General features: G+C 59.0%; 15 protein-coding genes. 8 read left to right on the top strand and 7 right to left on the bottom strand.

Annotated elements, in window-relative coordinates:
• Positions 1-243 precede the first annotated feature (243 nt).
• The 4 genes from GYN08_RS06125 (at position 244) to GYN08_RS06110 (ending at position 4,616) form a co-directional block, all read left to right on the top strand.
• On the top strand, positions 244-783 hold the full coding sequence (locus GYN08_RS06125) for an RNA polymerase sigma factor (protein WP_166273220.1): 540 nt from the start codon (positions 244-246) through the stop codon (positions 781-783).
• Positions 767-2,512: a hypothetical protein gene (locus GYN08_RS06120; protein ID WP_166273219.1), complete on the top strand. Its 1,746-nt coding sequence runs from the start codon at positions 767-769 to the stop codon at positions 2,510-2,512. The genes GYN08_RS06125 and GYN08_RS06120 overlap by 17 nt, the downstream gene beginning before the upstream one ends.
• A 189-nt stretch (positions 2,513-2,701) precedes the next feature.
• Complete coding sequence (locus GYN08_RS06115) at positions 2,702-3,238, top strand: RNA polymerase sigma factor (protein WP_206023638.1); 537 nt, start codon at positions 2,702-2,704, stop codon at positions 3,236-3,238.
• Entirely contained in the window at positions 3,222-4,616 is a 1,395-nt protein-coding gene (locus tag GYN08_RS06110) for a hypothetical protein (protein WP_166273218.1), read from the top strand. The genes GYN08_RS06115 and GYN08_RS06110 overlap by 17 nt, the downstream gene beginning before the upstream one ends.
• 83 nt (positions 4,617-4,699) lie before the next feature.
• On the opposite strand, the gene GYN08_RS06105 is transcribed toward GYN08_RS06110, so the two are convergent.
• Positions 4,700-5,989 (bottom strand): MFS transporter, encoded by a 1,290-nt coding sequence (locus GYN08_RS06105; protein ID WP_166273217.1) that lies wholly within the window; start codon positions 5,987-5,989, stop codon positions 4,700-4,702.
• A gap of 182 nt (positions 5,990-6,171) precedes the next feature.
• Positions 6,172-7,137 carry a S8 family peptidase gene (locus GYN08_RS06100; RefSeq protein WP_166273216.1) on the bottom strand — a complete coding sequence of 322 codons (966 nt, stop codon included), beginning with the start codon at positions 7,135-7,137 and terminating at the stop codon, positions 6,172-6,174.
• A gap of 62 nt (positions 7,138-7,199) precedes the next feature.
• Here GYN08_RS06100 and GYN08_RS06095 point away from each other — a divergent pair, with 62 nt between their 5' ends.
• On the top strand, positions 7,200-8,402 hold the full coding sequence (locus tag GYN08_RS06095; protein WP_235945940.1) for a cation:proton antiporter: 1,203 nt from the start codon (positions 7,200-7,202) through the stop codon (positions 8,400-8,402).
• Positions 8,403-8,528: 126 nt separating this feature from the next.
• Here GYN08_RS06095 and GYN08_RS06090 read toward each other — a convergent pair whose 3' ends face one another.
• From GYN08_RS06090 to queC, 5 genes are all read right to left on the bottom strand, one after another.
• A complete protein-coding gene (locus GYN08_RS06090; RefSeq protein ID WP_166273214.1) occupies positions 8,529-8,924 on the bottom strand; it encodes a rhodanese-like domain-containing protein in 396 nt (131 codons plus the stop codon).
• A gap of 123 nt (positions 8,925-9,047) precedes the next feature.
• Positions 9,048-9,545, bottom strand: coding sequence for a preQ(1) synthase (gene queF / locus GYN08_RS06085; protein WP_166273213.1), 498 nt, complete (start codon positions 9,543-9,545; stop codon positions 9,048-9,050).
• Between the two features lie 40 nt (positions 9,546-9,585).
• Positions 9,586-10,350 carry a 7-carboxy-7-deazaguanine synthase QueE gene (queE, locus tag GYN08_RS06080; protein WP_166273212.1) on the bottom strand — a complete coding sequence of 255 codons (765 nt, stop codon included), beginning with the start codon at positions 10,348-10,350 and terminating at the stop codon, positions 9,586-9,588.
• Positions 10,347-10,850, bottom strand: coding sequence for a 6-carboxytetrahydropterin synthase QueD (gene queD, locus GYN08_RS06075; RefSeq protein WP_166273211.1), 504 nt, complete (start codon positions 10,848-10,850; stop codon positions 10,347-10,349). The genes queE and queD overlap by 4 nt, the downstream gene beginning before the upstream one ends.
• A complete protein-coding gene (gene queC, locus GYN08_RS06070; RefSeq protein WP_166273210.1) occupies positions 10,847-11,509 on the bottom strand; it encodes a 7-cyano-7-deazaguanine synthase QueC in 663 nt (220 codons plus the stop codon). The genes queD and queC overlap by 4 nt, the downstream gene beginning before the upstream one ends.
• Positions 11,510-12,140: 631 nt before the next feature.
• Here queC and GYN08_RS06065 point away from each other — a divergent pair.
• The 3 genes from GYN08_RS06065 to GYN08_RS06055 all read left to right on the top strand — a co-directional run bounded on the left by GYN08_RS06065 (position 12,141) and on the right by GYN08_RS06055 (position 15,124).
• Positions 12,141-12,887 carry a metal-dependent hydrolase gene (locus tag GYN08_RS06065; RefSeq protein ID WP_166273209.1) on the top strand — a complete coding sequence of 249 codons (747 nt, stop codon included), beginning with the start codon at positions 12,141-12,143 and terminating at the stop codon, positions 12,885-12,887.
• A 91-nt stretch (positions 12,888-12,978) separates the two neighbouring features.
• Complete coding sequence (locus GYN08_RS06060) at positions 12,979-14,283, top strand: MFS transporter (RefSeq protein WP_166273208.1); 1,305 nt, start codon at positions 12,979-12,981, stop codon at positions 14,281-14,283.
• A gap of 85 nt (positions 14,284-14,368) precedes the next feature.
• Positions 14,369-15,124, top strand: a complete 756-nt coding sequence (locus tag GYN08_RS06055) for a VWA domain-containing protein (RefSeq protein ID WP_166273207.1) — start codon at positions 14,369-14,371, stop codon at positions 15,122-15,124.
• Positions 15,125-15,186 lie beyond the last annotated feature (62 nt).

Genomic DNA, 15,186 nt, shown 5'->3' with positions numbered 1-15,186 from the left:
AAACAATCGGTTAGGATGAAGCTGCCGGGCATGTTCCCGGCGGCTTTTTTTGTCTGCTCGTCGGCCTTTTTTTCGGCCGCGCGGAGCTTCGGGTTGCTGCCGAAGCTCTGTTTTTTTCGGCCGCTCGGCAAACGGGAACCTCTTCGCCGTTTCGTCAGTCCTCTATAAGAAGCGCGCGCTCATTCATCATATGGGCAGGGAGGCAAAAGGAAAGCGGAAGCTTATAAGGATGTGAGAAGAAACATGGACGACCTGGAGTTGTTCGAAACGTATAAAACGACGGTATACCGGTACTGTCTGTATATGCTCAAAGACAGAAGAGATGCGGAAGACGTATGCCAGGAAGTATTCGTGAAGGCGATGCTGGCCGACCGGACCGATCTGCGGAGCGAAAAGGCCTGGCTGCTGCGCATCGCGGCGAACGAATGCCACGGGCTGATGCGCCGCAGGATCAGGGGCCGGGACAAAGAGCAGAAAGCGTATCTTCGGACCGCCCCGCTGAATCATTCGCCGTCGGTGGAAGCCGGATACGAGCTGCGGGAGGCAAGAGCCGAATTCGGCCTGAAGCTCCGGCAGGTCAAACCCAAGTTCCGGGAAGTCCTGCTGCTGTATTACATGGCGGACCTTCCGATGGCGGAAGTGGCCGACATGCTGAATCTGCCGCTGGGCACCGTCAAATCCCGCATCAACCGGGGATTGAAAGCATTGAAAAAGCAAATGGAAGACGAGAATACGGCCGTACAAACGAAAAAAAGGAGTGACATCCATGTCTCGAATTATTGATTCCGATCTGGAGAACCGGCTGCGCGAAGTGGACGACGGCGATCCCGATTACGTCAGCATGCGAAGACGCATTGTCGAGGAAGCCGGCAGGCGGAGATCGGGCTGGAAGGAAGTAACGCCGGCAGCCGGAAGAACCGTCGGCCGCAAATGGGCGTTTCCCGCGGCTTCGGCGGCGCTGGCCTGCGCCGTCGCGGTGGGCGTCTTGGCCTGGCAGCCGGACTCCGATCCGGATGTGCCTGCGCCGAGCTATGGCGCGCCGGCCGGTCAGTCTTTGGAAGCGTCGGCTGTCGTGGACGGCGTGAAGCTTACGCTGAACAGCGCGGTTCAGGGACACTTTGAAGGAACACGGCTTGCTGCGCCGGAGCGGAAGGATCGGCTCGCGATGCAAATGAGCTTGAGCGGCCTGAACGTGCCGAATGCCGAATACGCGGGATTCGGATCGGGGCGGTTGATCGATCTCGACAGCGGAAAAAGCAAGGAGCTGACCAGCGGAGCGTACTTCGATCTTCGAACCGGCATGGACAGCGCCAAGCTGGCCGAAGGCGATTGGACGAAAGAAGGGGAAACCCGGCGTCTTCGGCTCGAGATGGACGATTTGTACGTCATTCGGCGCCATGAGGCTGCTCTTCAAGGGAAACTCCAGCCCGGAACGGAATACAAAGTCCCTTCCCTCCCGGGAACCTCCGTGCTGCTGACCGGTTCCGAATGGGACAAAGATCAGGGACTGCTGACCTTGACCTACAAACTTCAGGGAGCGGAAGAGAACGCCTCCGCTTCGTACCCCGAGTCGCTGTCGATCGAGAGCAAAACGCAGCTGCTCTTGAACGCGGGTTCGAAAGCCATCGAGCCGACGTCGGGAACTTGGAACGGGAACGAGGTTAACTGCAGCTACCAGCTGTACGACATGAGCGAGCAGGAGCGTCAAGCGCTCACCCTGACGTATAGTTACGCCGAAACGGTTCGGAAAATCGACGGCAGCTGGAAAGTGGACTTTACGCTCGACGGATCGAAAGCGATCGATCGGGCCGTCGCCATTACGCCGGAGAACGCGGCAGAGATCGAGCAAAAAACAGGCTGGACGCTCGGCGAAGCCGTCGTCGGCGCGTACGGCGTCTCCCTGCCGATCGAGCGGGAACCGCAAAACCGCGAGCCGCATGACGGACTTGTGCTCTACTATCAAAAACAAACGTTGGTTTCCGAAGGAGCCGAGTTCGGAACAGGGGAGTATCAAGGCGGTCCTCTCCAGCTGATTTCCGGCCAAGCCGGTCAGGAACAGCAAGCATTATCTTTCCGTATTCTGAGCGCGGATATTCGCAGCTTGAAAACGGGGCCTCTGTCCGTCAGATTGCAGGATGCGGTCGTTCTCAGACAGGCGCCGGGCGACTTCTGGACCCCTCTTGCCGCTCCGCGGCAGGAGGAGCAGAACGCCGACGCCGAACTGCCGGACGGCAGCGCGCTGCATCACCGTTACTTGCGCGAGGGCGACGACCTCAAAGTCGTGACCGAGACGAAGGACCGCCTGCAGCTGCTGGAAGGCACCGTCCTGAAAGTCAACGGCGAAGTGCGAAAGCCCGACAAAAATTCTTCCTATAATTCGTACCGGGAACAGGGAGATTACCGGATCGACATTTACAAAAACGTCCCGAAAGACGCCGAGCTGGAGCTCGGATTGGGTCTTTACGGTCAAGTCGATCCGTCTTTGAACACGGAAATCGTGCTGCGGAAGTAACGGCAAGAGCGGCGCGAAAATCTCGAATAAACAAAGTGTGAACCCGCTTGTCCCGTCAAGCTCGGTTCGGTCTGCAAGAAGACCGAATCGGGCTTTTTGGCGTTTTATCGAAAAAGCAAACCGTTTTCGGCGTCTGTAAGTCTCTATAGAGGGAAAGACTCATAATCAGAGGGGCAAAGGACGTGAGAGATGGTGGACGATAATACGTTATTCCAGACGTACAAAGAAGACGTATACCGTTACTGCTTACATATGCTTCGAAGCCAGACGGACGCGGAAGACATCTGCCAAGAAGTTTTCGTCAAAGCGATGCTGGCGGATCGGGACAAAGTCGAGCATATGAAAGCCTGGCTGATGAGAATCGCCGCCAACGAATGCCATTCGTTGATGCGGCGCCGGACGAACGGGAATATGAAAGAGAAAAAGGCCTTTTCGATCAACCTGCCGCTGCGCTCGCCGCAATCGGTAGAAAGCGCGTACGAACGCGCCGAAACGGCCGACGAGTTCGGCAGGCTGCTCAATAAGCTGAAGCCTAAAGTGCGGGAAGCGATGCTGCTCTATTACATGGCCGATTTATCGACGGCGGAGACGGCGGAAGCGCTGGGCATACCGGTCGGAACGGCGAAGTCCAGAATCAACCGCGGAGTGAAAATGTTCAAGAAGCTGTATGAGAAAGCCATGGAATCGAGAGGGAAAGGAAGTGACCACCATGTCTCCAATTACTGAACAGCAGATCAAGCAGGGGATGAGCCTTTTATCGGACGGCAGCCCGGACTACGGCGAGATGTGGAACCGGATTCGCGCGGAAGTGGAACGTCGGCGCTCCGGATGGGTCGAGGAAACGAGTGTCATCGAGAACAAAAGAGGCGTTTCGCGCGCTCGCCGATGGGCGCTTGCGGCTTCGGCCGCCGCGATCGTAGTGGCGGCAGGAGGAACGGCGATTTATTTCGACCAGCAAACGGAAGTCATTCCGACCGAAATGGGACAGAAAATCGACGCTTCGGCAGAGGTCGGAGGCGTCGAGTTGACGTTGAGCAGCGTGGCGATAGGCCGCAAACCGCTGGAGGAAGAGCAGCAAATGGCGCTGCGCCTGCGATTGACCGATCTGCAAAAGCGCGGTTTCGGCACGGTCGAATTCGGGGAAGCGACGTTGACCGACTTGAGCAGCGGACAAAACCTCGCGGTATCGGGGGATAAACGCAACCTGTTCGAGTTCGAGGAAGGCGGCAGCGCATCGACGCTGACTCAATATTTCGAAGGCAATCTGCCCGCGGGCGGTGAAAGCAGGCAATATCGGTTAACGTTAAAAGATGCGACCTACTCGACGGCTCAAACAATCGATTCGATCCAAGGGGACTGGGTCGTCGAATTTACCGTCGAGGGCGAGCAGGCTGCCTCGGCAACCTACGCCGTACCGATCGAAGAGCAGGCGGCGATCGAAGAGCGTACCGGGTTGAAGCTGGGAGAAGCGCAGATCAGTCCTTTCGAGATCAGGATTCCGGTAATTCGCGAACAGGGCTTCTCCGTCGATCAAGGCGATTTCATGTATTACAAGGATTCTACGCTGAAAGTGGACAATATCGGCGTACAAGGGCTGTGGACTCCGCTGCCCGGGCGCGAACAAGCACAGCCGGGTCTCGACCCGAACGCGCCGGAAACGCTCTATTTCAACCTTGCGGCGAACTCGCTTGAAGACGTGAGAAAGAGCTCTTTGACGCTGCAGCTGAGAAACGCCGTGGTCAAACGTTCGTACCCGGATATTTGGACGCCGGTAGCTCCTCCGAGCGAGACAGCGCAGTCCGTATCGGAAACGCTGCCTGATCAGAGCGTCATGGCTTACAAGGTGAAGCGGGAAGGCAAGGATATCCATGTCCATATACAAACCCGAAATGATTTCTTCATGATCACCGGGACCCGGCTCCGGGTCGACGGCAAAACGTACGAGCGCAGCGAGAGCGAATCGTACAGCAAGTATAACGGCGATACCGGCTTCCAGGTGGACGTGTTCAAAAACGTGCCGGAAGGCAGCGAATTCGCGATTAACGCGGGAGAGTACGGCGTATACGATTCTTCGCGGGATCTGGACATTCCGATTCAGAACTGAAGTCGGAACGCGCGGGAGCCGCAAATCACCGTCAGCAAAAAGGGAGAGCCGTATCGGCTCTCCCTTTTGCCGTTCCCGAAAACTTAAGCGTCCGCTCCGTTCGCCGAAGCCCAGCCGTTCAGCTTCCGGTCGCCCGGCAGCAGGAACGTCAGCACGCCGAGCAGCGGCAGGAAGCTGCAGAAGCGCATGACGGCCGCCACGCCGGCGGCATCCATCCAACTGCCCAGCACGAGACCGCCGAGTCCGCCCATGCCGAACGCCAGACCGGTAACGAGGCCCGATACGGCTCCGACCCGGCCGGGAATCAGCATCTGCGCGTATACGACCGACACGGAGAAGCTCGACAGCAGGATGAAGCCGATAAGCGACAGCAGGATGCCGGTCCAGAGCAGGTTGGCGTACGGCAGCGCCAGCGTCAGCGGAGCCGCGAACAGCATGGAAGCGAACAGAACGTTGCGCTTGCCGAAACGGTCGGCCAACGGGCCGCCGAGCAGCGTGCCGACGGCGCCCGCCGCGAGGAACAGGAACACGTAAATCTGCGCGTCGGCGATGCTGACGCCGAAGACGTCGCGCAGATAGAACGCGTAGTAGCTGCCGACCGACGTGACATACCACGAGCGGACGAAGACAAGGAGCAGCAGCAGCGTCATGGCGGCAGCGACTTTGCGGCGCACTACCGGGTCCATGGCTTGGCGGACAGCCGTCTTCTTGGTCTGCGCCGCCGCTTTCAGCGTGCGTCCGTACCAGCGGGCGATGAACAGCTGCACCGCTATACCGAGCGCGGCGATGCCCGTGAACCAGATCGCGCCGAACTGGCCGAGCGGAATGAAGATGAGCCGGGTCAGCAGCGGAGCGAGCGACTGCCCCGCGTTCCCGCCGACCTGAAAGATCGACTGGGCGAGACCGCGTCTCGGCCCGGCGGCCATATGGGATACGCGAGAGCCTTCCGGATGGAAGGCGGCGGAACCGAGACCGACGAAGATCACCGCGACGATCACGGCGGCATAGCCGGGAGCGTAGGCGAGCAGCAGCATACCGGTCAAGGTAGACGCCATCGCCATCGGCAGCAGCGCGGGAGTCGGCCTTTTATCGGCGAACAATCCGATCGCGGGTTGCATAATCGACGCCGTGAAATTGATCGCGAACAGAATCCAGCCGAGCTGGCCGTAGCTGAGGCTCATGGAATTCTGCAGGATCGGCATGATGGCCGGAATGACCGCCTGCATCGAGTCGTTAAGAAGATGCACGAATCCGATCGCGAACAGGACGCCGTAGACGGTGGCGGGGGGACGTCCGCCGGAAGCGGACGCCTTATCGCTTCGCCCGTTCGATGCGTCAGGAGCGGCGCTTTCGGCTCCTGGTTTGACCGACATAAACATTCCTCCGCAGCGTGGCTGAATTTTCCGTGTTGCAGGAATGTCTCTCATTGTAATCCAGCGCGCGGCAAAGGCCAAGAGCGGCCGGGCCGAAGCCGGGCCGCTTTCTGCCGCGCTGCTTCCCGCCGCGCGAATGCGTTTAAAGGTGTGGGAGCGGAACAGGCGCGTCGGCCGCAATGTCAATGCTTGTTCAAAATGCGGGCCGTTTCTTCCGGACCGAATACCCGTTTCAATTCTTCGAGCGCGGTCAAATACAGAAGGCCGTTGCCTTCGAAGTAGGGCGAAGTGCCGAGCGGAACCGTCCGGCGCACAAGCTGGGCGTACAGCTCGGGTTCGGTCAGGCTGCGGCCAAAGCTTTCGTTGGCGATTACCTTGATCAGCGCCATCGCGCCCGACACATGCGGCGTGGCCATGGAGGTGCCGCTCAGGGAAGCGTAGCCTCTGCCCAGGTAAGCGGACAGAATGCCCTCGCCGGGAGCGACCAGATCGACTTCGTTATTGGTGTTCGAAAATTCCGAGGCCTGACGGGCCAGATTGACCGAGCCGACGCTGATCACTTCGTTATAATAGCCGGGATAGCCGAATTCGTTCGTGCTTTCGTCGGAGTCGCCTTCGTTGCCCGCCGCGCAGATGACGAGAATGTTCGCGTCGACCGCGCGCCGGATCGCTTCGTGCAGAGCCGGCACGTCTTCCGGTCCGCCCAGCGACATCGAAATAATGTCGACGCCCTGCTGCACGGCATAATCGATTCCGCCGATAATCCAGTCGTATTCGCCGGAACCTTCGCCGTTCAGAACTTTCAAAATCAGCAGATCGGCTTCCGGCGCGACGCCGGTAACGCCGGAACCGTTCCGTACGGCCGCGATGGTGCCCGCGACATGGGTGCCGTGCCCGTTGTAATCTTCGTAGATTTCGGGATTCCCGCCGTCGTCGTCCGTGAAGTTGCGGCCGCCGACGATTCGTTCCGCCAGGTCGGGGTGATCGGCGTCGCAGCCGGTGTCGAGAATGGCGACCGTGACGCCTGCGCCCCGGGTGCGTTCCCAGAGGCGCGGGGCCTGAATGAGCTCGACGCCTTCGGGAATTTCTCCGACCTGCTCGGACCGGGCCGTCATGCGATAAGGAATGACGCGAAGTCTGTTTTTCATTAAGGTTCCCCCCCGTATTTAAGGATATGGTCCAACCGTGTAAGAAGAAAGGAGTCGTCCTATTGATTACCCATCAAATCGTCCTCATGCTGCTGATCGGTTACGTCGTCTACACCGTCGACCTGCGAAAGAAGTATTTTCCCGTTCCCGTCGTCCTGGTCGTGCTCGGAATCGGGCTGTCGTTTATTCCTTACTTTTCTTCGCTGCATATTTCAAAAGAAATCATCTTCAACGTATTTCTTCCCGGTATTTTGTTCACGTCGGCCTATCAATTTCCGCTGAAGCGGTTCAAGGAAGACTTCGGGTTGATTGCGGCGCTGAGTACGGGCGGGCTGATCGTCAGCGCCTTTTTGCTGGGATCGGGCGTTTATTACGCGGCGCAGTGGATGGGAAGCCCGCTGTCCTGGGCGGGAGCGCTGCTGCTGGCGGCGATCCTGATTCCGACGGACCCGGTATCGGTGACCGCCATTTTGAAGCAGAGTTCGGGTTCCGGCAGGCTGTCCGGCGTGGTCGAAGGCGAATCGATGATCAACGACGGGACCAGCATCGTCATTTTCACGATTTTTCTCTCCATGCTGCAGACGGGGGAGGGATTTTCCGTCGGAACGTTTGCTTCCGAGTTCCTGCTCGTATCCGTCAAGGGAGTCGGAACGGGACTTCTGCTGGGCTGGCTGCTCAGCCGCGTCGTCCGTTTCAACGATAACAAAGCATATCGCGTCATGGTCACGCTCGCTGCCGCGTACGGAGGCTTTTATGTCTCGGAAGCGATCGGAGGCTCGGGCGTGCTGGCGACCGTGGCTTCGGGAATGATGCTTGCCTACGAAATCGGACATACGGAGGGAGAAGGCGGCTTGAAAGGGCATCTGGACGGCTTCTGGGATATCGTCAAACCGAGTCTGCTCGCCGTGCTCTTCTTATGGATCGGCCTGGACGGGGCGGGGTATTTGGGGTTCCCGGGTTGGGGGCTGGCTGCCGTGGTCTTCATGCTGTCGCTGCTCGTTCGCCTCGTCATGATCACGGCTTCGATGTATTCGGTTCCGGCATGGAGACGGAAATTCGGGCATGCGGGCCGCGCTTCGCTGCTCATCACGTGGTCGGGCATCAAAGGCACCATGTCGGTCGCGCTGCTGCTGTGGACGCAGGAGGCGGTATCGGGCCCCGACGCGCGGCTCGTGCCGCTGGCGTTCGCCGCCATTTTCCTGTCTCTCCTGCTGCAGAGCACGGGGGTGTATCCGCTGACCCGGCTGCTGAACCGCGACAAGTAAGGCTTTCTTCTACATGCCGAAAAGCCGGCATCGGGCTGCGGCCCGGGCCGGTTTTTCGCTGCGCCGCTTTATCGGTGCCTTTTGCCATCCTGCGATGGCCGGCACGGTAGGAGCGGGCGGATTCGGTTACGCTTCTTCGACGTCAAAGCCCGCCTGCTTCCAGGCCGCCGTTCCGCCGTCAATGTACGCCACGTCGGTGAAGCCCATCAGCTTCAGCGCATAAGCGCCCAGGGCGGCTTGTCCGCCGGCGCCGCAGGTGACGAGAATCGGGCGATTGCGATCGCTCAGGCGCTCGTCGCGCAGTTCGGCCGGCACGCCGAGGTCGGCGCGGATCGGCAGCATGCCGAGCGAAATGTTGACGCTGCTCGGAATCAGGCCGCAGGCGCCCGCATCGGCGGCGTCCTGTACGTCGATGATGAACGTATCGGGGTTGGCGTTGATTTTCTCGCGCGCTTCCTGCGAAGTGACGCCCGGTACGTTGTTTTTTGCCTGGGTAACCATGTCCGTAAATGTCAGAGCCATTGTTGATCATCCTCTCGGTTGGGTATGGGCGAAGCTTTTTCTCTTCCCGTCCCATTATACCCTCAGAAAAATCCCCGCGTCACTTCCGGATTTCGAAAGCGACGCGGGGATGCCGGAGGTCTTTTAGCGGTTGTCCACTTTTTCCGGATACAGATCGTGGTTCATCATCCGGTTCCATGCCAATTCTTCGTACTTCGTGCCCGGCTTGCCGTAGTTGGTGTACGGGTCGATGGAGATGCCGCCGCGCGGCGTGAATTTGCCCCAGACTTCGATGTAGCGGGGATCCATCAGCTTGATCAGGTCGTTCATGATGATGTTCATGCAGTCTTCGTGGAAGTCGCCGTGGTTGCGGAAGCTGAACAGATACAATTTGAGCGATTTGCTCTCGACCATTTTCACGTCCGGAATGTAGCTGATATAGATCGTCGCGAAGTCCGGCTGTCCCGTGATCGGGCACAGGCTCGTGAACTCCGGACAGTTGAATTTGACGAAATAATCGCGGTAGGCGTGCTTGTTGTCGAACGACTCCAAAATGCCCGGATCGTATTCGAACGTGTATTTGGTGCCCTGGTTGCCCAGCAGCGTCAGGTCTTCCAGACCGTCTTGGCGGGAATGGCTCATGAAAAATCTCCTTTATATGAAAAAGTTATAGATGAAAAAGTTAGACGCCGCGCTTGTTGCCCCAGACGAGCGTATGCAGCTGCGGCAGCGCGCGGGCGTCCTTAAGATCCGGCAGTTCGGACAGGCGTCCGATCAACCATTCGTAGCGCTTCAGCAGGGAAGAGACGTGATCGTCGGACTCGCCGGAGACCTGCGGATTGCCCGTCTGCAAAATGAACGGCACGTCCGGATAACGTTTATGCACGGCTCGGGCGTAAGTCAGATCGTTTTCGTCGAAAATGACGATCTTGATGCACAGGTCGCGCCGGCCGGGCGCTTCCAGCAGGCGGGAAACGATGGAATCGAGCGCTTCGAAGTCGGTATCCATGCCCGAGCTCGGCGGCTTCGGGGACAGCGTCACTTCGTCGATGCGCACCAGCCAGTCCTGCCAGCGGGAGCCCTGGGTCTCGACGGCGGTCCGGATGCCTCGTTCGCGCAGCTGCTGCACGAGGCAGGACATCTGCGAGATCAGCAGCGGATTGCCGCCGGAGATCGTCACGTGATCGAACGTATCGCCGCCGAGGGCGAACAGTTCTTCGACGATCTGCGCCGCGCTCAGCATGCGGATTTCGTCTTTGGCGCTGCCGTCCCAGGTGAATTTGGAATCGCACCAGGAGCAGCGGTAGTCGCAGCCGGCCGTGCGAACGAACATCGTTTTGCGGCCGATCGACATGCCTTCGCCTTGAATGGTCGGGCCGAAGATTTCCAATACGGGAATCGGGCGCGCCGACGGATCGGGAGGAAGGGTTTTCGCGGAATCGCTCATTCTTCCATCCACTCCCGTCTCGCTTCGGCATAGGAAGTCGGCGTCTCGAACAGACGGACGAATTCGGTGCGGGCGCCGAGCGTCCGATATTCGTCGGAGCGGAGAGCGGCTTCCATCTGCTCGTAGATCCAGACGACCATGTTCTCCGCCGTCGTATTCATGAGCGGAAGCGTCTCGTTCAGGTAGCGGTGATCCAGATACGTCTCGATCCGCTCTTTCCAGATGGTCTTGATCTCGCCGAAGTCCACCGCGATGCCGTTCGATGCGGGGACCGCCGAGATGCCGAATACGACCTCGTAGGTGTGTCCGTGCAGATTTTTGCACTTGCCTTCGTAGTCGTGCAGGTGATGGGCGGCGTCGAACGTGAACGACTTGCTGACCATGACTCGTTTGCGGTGATAGCGGAGCTGCTCGCCCGTAATGTCTTCGCCGAACACTTGAAGCTGCCGAACGATATGAAAAGGTCCCGGTTGGCGGTGCTGCTTATCCTGTTCGCTCATGCTTTTGCCTTCCGTTCCGTCATATATTTGTCGAGACCCGCGCGGCGCAGCCGGCAGGCCGGGCATTCGCCGCAGCCGTCGCCGATGACGCCGTTATAGCAGGTCAGCGTACGCTCGCGCACGTAATCGAACGCGTCCAGCTCGTCGGCCAGCGCCCACGTCTCGGCTTTGTCGAGCCACATGAGCGGGGTATGGATGACGAACGGATAATCCATGGCCAGGTTCAGCGTCACGTCGAGCGATTTGACGAACGTATCGCGGCAGTCCGGGTAGCCGCTGAAGTCCGTTTCGCACACGCCGGTCACGATATGGCGCGCGCCGGACGTTTTGGCGAGGATGGCGGCGAAGCTGAGGAACAGCAGATTGCGGCCTTCGACGAACGTGCTCGGCAGCTCGCCTTCCTCATGCGCGATTTCGATGTCGTCTCTCGTAAGGGCATTGGGAGCGAGCTGGTTCAGCAGGCTCATGTCGAGCACGGTATGCTTGACGCCGAGCTCCTGCGCGATGGACTTGGCGCATTCGATCTCGAGCTTATGCCGCTGGCCGTAGTCGAACGTGACCGCCTGAACTTCGGCGAACGTCCGCTTCGCCCAGAACAGGCAGGTGGTGCTATCCTGGCCGCCGCTGAACACGACGACCGCTTTTTCGTTTTTGAGCATGCAAAAAACCTCTTTCTTCTTCATGATGGGAAGGAAAGAGGTCCAGGAACTTGCCGTAAAAAACAGTGCCGACCGAGCGCGATCCGCGCAGCGGTTCCAAAAAGGCACGCCGAAAAAGCCTCGAATTCGGCGGGGCGGCGAATAGTTTTTTATAGAGGGAGTTCTCGAACCTCTCCCGCGCCTTAGGGGCGCGGAATCTCTTCATCTGGCGATGATATGCGATTATGCCGGAATCGGCAGCCGCCGAAGCGGCATCCTCGAGTATAACATGATTTTGCCCGGCTGGATACGAAGAAATGCCCGTTAGGGAGCAGTTTTTCGGGCGGCGGAAGCCGCGAAAAAATCCCCGAATGCCCGTTCGCAAAAATTTCGTGTTCGTATTGAGACGCGAACAGGGGTGTGATATGATGAAAAAGACGAAAATTTACATAAGCCTTGCCAAAAGGTTAAAGATAATTCGACGATTCGGGGAGCGTGTTTCCGTTGTGAAATAAAGGCTGAAGAAGTTGTTGATCATATACGCGAAAGAGTGCTCCGAGAGCATCCCGACCGCCTGCCGTAACGGAACTGTTTCCATATGGGGAAGCGCCGTTCCTATCATTGCCGAACAAACGAAAGGACAACCAAGACCATGATGGGAAAAGCTCATTTTATTATCGGGACCGGCGTATCGCTGTCCCTGCTGGCGCTGACGGGAGCGCCGGTCACGCCGGGAGCGGTCGCGATCGCGGCGGTCAGCTCGCTGCTGCCGGACATCGACCATCCGAATTCCATACTCGTTACCCGGGCGCTGCCCGACCGCCTGCTGCGCATTCTGCAGTCGGCTATGCTGCTGATCGGCGCTGCGCTGTTATTTTATGCGCCGATCGAGCAGCCCTGGAACAGCGTACTGGCCGCCATCGCGGTCGTCGCCATGTTCCTGCCCGAACAGGCGCTGCGCAAAGGCGCGTTCGTGCTGATCGGGCTGGCCGTCATCGTGCTCGGGGAGCATTACGCGCCCTGGAACCGGATGGGAGGCATTTTGCTGATCGTCTTTTCGTTGGCTCCGCACCGGGGAATCACGCATACGTTTTACGCGACGGCAGCCTGGACGCTGCTGCTGTACGGACTCACCGCTTCGCACGGACCGTCGATCTGGCTGGCCGGAGGGCTGGGCTATCTGCTGCATCTGGCGTGCGACTCGCTGAGCAAGAACGGCATCCGCCCGCTGCCGCCGCTGAAGTGGAAGATCCGCTTCGGCCTGATGACGACGGGCAAAAAATCGGGCAAGCGCGTCGAACGGATCGGCATTTGGATCACGGTGATCCTGTTTGCCAGCGTATTCGGCATTCGATTGATCGAATACGGGGCGCGGCTGTATGTAAAGCTGACGTCGTAAAGCCGGGAATTCCACCGATCGTTTTAGTCAACTCGACTTAAAGATCTTTGATAAACGCATACCGGATGCTTCGACAGGAGAGAACCCGATCATGAAAAAACAATCGTTCTACTGGCTGTGGAGTTCGCAAACGATGTCCAACGCGGCCGATATTTTGTACGTGACGGCGCTCACCGTTCTCGTACTGCAAGGCACGGAATCGGTCGTTTCGACCATTCTCGTGCCCTTTTTTCGTATTTTCTCGCAGATTCTCAGCGGGTTCCTTGCTCCGCTTATGCTGCGCAGATTTCGCCTGCCGCGTCTGATGCTGCTGTCTCAGGGCGGCCAACTGCTTGTTTTTGCGGCGCTGCTGCTGTATTTGCGGGCGGGCGAAGGCTCGGCGCCGCTCGTTCCGGTCTTCGCGCTGGTGTTCGTCATGTCGTTTCTCGACGGCTGGACGACGCCGGTGCGAAACGCTCTCGTCCCGCGCCTCGTAGAAAAGGAATGGCTGATGCGCGCCAACGGCCTGATCTCGGTCAGCGATCAGACGGTACAGTTTGCCGGTTGGGGCGTCAGCGGGGTGATCGTCGCTTTCGCCGGCGCGTCCCGAACGCTGTTGGTTGCCGGCGTGCTGTATGCGGCCGCGCTGCTGTTCACCGCGCTGATCCGCGAGCCTTCCGGCCGGAAAGCATCGGTCTCGGTCGGCTTCGGGACTGCGGAGGGAACGGCCGGCACGGCGCCGGACGATGCGGAGTTGATCGGGGACGAAGCCGGACAGGCCGAGCTTTCCCGCCGCGAAGCGCTGCTCGAGGGCTGGAAGCTGATCGGCCGCAGCCGGAAGCTGCGCGCGCTGACGCTGATCGATTCGATCGACATGCTCGGCGGATCGGTCTGGGTCGGCGCGTTTACCCTGCTGTTCGTGCAGGAGGCGCTCGGGCGGGGCGAGGAATGGTGGGGATTCATCAACGCCGCTTATTTTGCCGGAGCGGTACTGGGGGGACTGCTGGTCGTCGCGCTGGTCAAAAGGCTGCAGCGTCGGCTGTTCGATTCCATGCTGACGGGTATTTTCGGTTATTCGCTTCTGACGATCGCGTATTCGCAGACGTCTTCGCCGTCCGCCGCGCTGCTGCTCGTTCTCGTCATGGGACCGTTCGCCGAGCTGTCGATGGTGGCGCGCCGCACGCTGATCCAGCAGAGCGCGAGCGACGACGAGCTGCCCAAGGTGCTGTCCGCGCAGGCGACGGTGCTCAACATCATCTTCTGCGCGTCGCTGCTCGGTATGGCGAAGCTGGCGGAAACGATCGGCATCGTGGATCTGTATCTGTACGCCGGGGGGATATCGCTGCTCGCCTTCTTTATCGGGGCGGCGGTCCGACGGTACTTCGGCGTTCGCGACTCGATCGAAAAAAACGTTTAGCCCATTTTTTTGAAAAAAGCTCCGCAGGTGTTACAGTGAGAACAAAGCTGACCCGCAGGCGGCGGGCGGAAAGGAGATGCAGGGCATGAGTATCGATTTGCGCAAAAAAGCCGAGGAGAATCTGATCAGCCTTTCCAAGACGGCAACGATTTCGCTCGGCAAAAAAGGATTGGGCAATCAGCGGGCACGCGTCGCGCTGGCGCTGGACATCTCGGGTTCGATGACGGGACTGTTCTCGAGCGGTATCGTTCAAGCGGTATGCGAACGGACGCTGGGTCTCGGCATGAACTTCGACGACAACGGCGCGGCCGACGTCTTTTTGTTCGGCGTCGGCGATTATTCCGTCGGCGAGATCGGCAAGGAGAATTTCTACGAGTTCGTCGACCGGGAGATCCGGCCCAAGTACAAGCTGGAAAACGGAACGAATTACGCGGGCGTTATGCAGCGGATCGCCGACTATTATTATCCGGGCGCGCTCAGCGTGAAAAAAGGATTATTCGGGCTCGGACGCGCCAAGGTGAGCGTCAGCGCGCCGCGTCCCGAAGAACCGGTGTACGTCATTTTCGTGACCGACGGCAACTGCTTCGACGGCGAACGCGCGGCGGAAATCGTACGCCGGACGTCGCGTCTGGGCATCTTCTGGCAGTTCGTCGGCGTGGGGAAAGAAAATTTTCAATTCCTCAAAAAGCTCGACGACCTGGACGGCCGCCTGATCGACAACGCGAACTTTTTTCAGGTCAACGATCTGAAGAAGATTTCCGACGAAGAGCTGTACGACCGGCTGCTCGGCGAGTTTCCGGACTGGCTAAAAGCGGCGAAGGAGAATTCTCTGATTAAATGAGTTATACTGAGGTTACATCAGGAAGAAGCAAAACGGCATCTCAGACCAATTGCGAAGGTTTA

The sequence above is a fragment of the Saccharibacillus alkalitolerans genome, assembly GCF_011090185.1.
GTDB lineage: Bacteria > Bacillota > Bacilli > Paenibacillales > Paenibacillaceae > Saccharibacillus > Saccharibacillus alkalitolerans.
Note: the sequence above shows the minus strand (reverse complement) of the source record. Positions and strands in the feature narration are given on the sequence as shown.

What these genes read in the sequence shown, in the direction of transcription:
- GYN08_RS06125 (WP_166273220.1), top strand. Translation starts at nt 244, where the DNA reads ATGGACGACCTGGAGTTGTTCGAAACGTATAAAACGACGGTATACCGG.
- GYN08_RS06120 (WP_166273219.1), top strand. Translation starts at nt 767, where the DNA reads ATGTCTCGAATTATTGATTCCGATCTGGAGAACCGGCTGCGCGAAGTG.
- GYN08_RS06115 (WP_206023638.1), top strand. Translation starts at nt 2,702, where the DNA reads ATGGTGGACGATAATACGTTATTCCAGACGTACAAAGAAGACGTATAC.
- GYN08_RS06110 (WP_166273218.1), top strand. Translation starts at nt 3,222, where the DNA reads ATGTCTCCAATTACTGAACAGCAGATCAAGCAGGGGATGAGCCTTTTA.
- GYN08_RS06105 (WP_166273217.1), bottom strand. Translation starts at nt 5,989, where the DNA reads ATGTCGGTCAAACCAGGAGCCGAAAGCGCCGCTCCTGACGCATCGAAC.
- GYN08_RS06100 (WP_166273216.1), bottom strand. Translation starts at nt 7,137, where the DNA reads ATGAAAAACAGACTTCGCGTCATTCCTTATCGCATGACGGCCCGGTCC.
- GYN08_RS06090 (WP_166273214.1), bottom strand. Translation starts at nt 8,924, where the DNA reads ATGGCTCTGACATTTACGGACATGGTTACCCAGGCAAAAAACAACGTA.
- queF (WP_166273213.1), bottom strand. Translation starts at nt 9,545, where the DNA reads ATGAGCCATTCCCGCCAAGACGGTCTGGAAGACCTGACGCTGCTGGGC.
- queE (WP_166273212.1), bottom strand. Translation starts at nt 10,350, where the DNA reads ATGAGCGATTCCGCGAAAACCCTTCCTCCCGATCCGTCGGCGCGCCCG.
- queD (WP_166273211.1), bottom strand. Translation starts at nt 10,850, where the DNA reads ATGAGCGAACAGGATAAGCAGCACCGCCAACCGGGACCTTTTCATATC.
- queC (WP_166273210.1), bottom strand. Translation starts at nt 11,509, where the DNA reads ATGCTCAAAAACGAAAAAGCGGTCGTCGTGTTCAGCGGCGGCCAGGAT.
- GYN08_RS06065 (WP_166273209.1), top strand. Translation starts at nt 12,141, where the DNA reads ATGATGGGAAAAGCTCATTTTATTATCGGGACCGGCGTATCGCTGTCC.
- GYN08_RS06060 (WP_166273208.1), top strand. Translation starts at nt 12,979, where the DNA reads ATGAAAAAACAATCGTTCTACTGGCTGTGGAGTTCGCAAACGATGTCC.
- GYN08_RS06055 (WP_166273207.1), top strand. Translation starts at nt 14,369, where the DNA reads ATGAGTATCGATTTGCGCAAAAAAGCCGAGGAGAATCTGATCAGCCTT.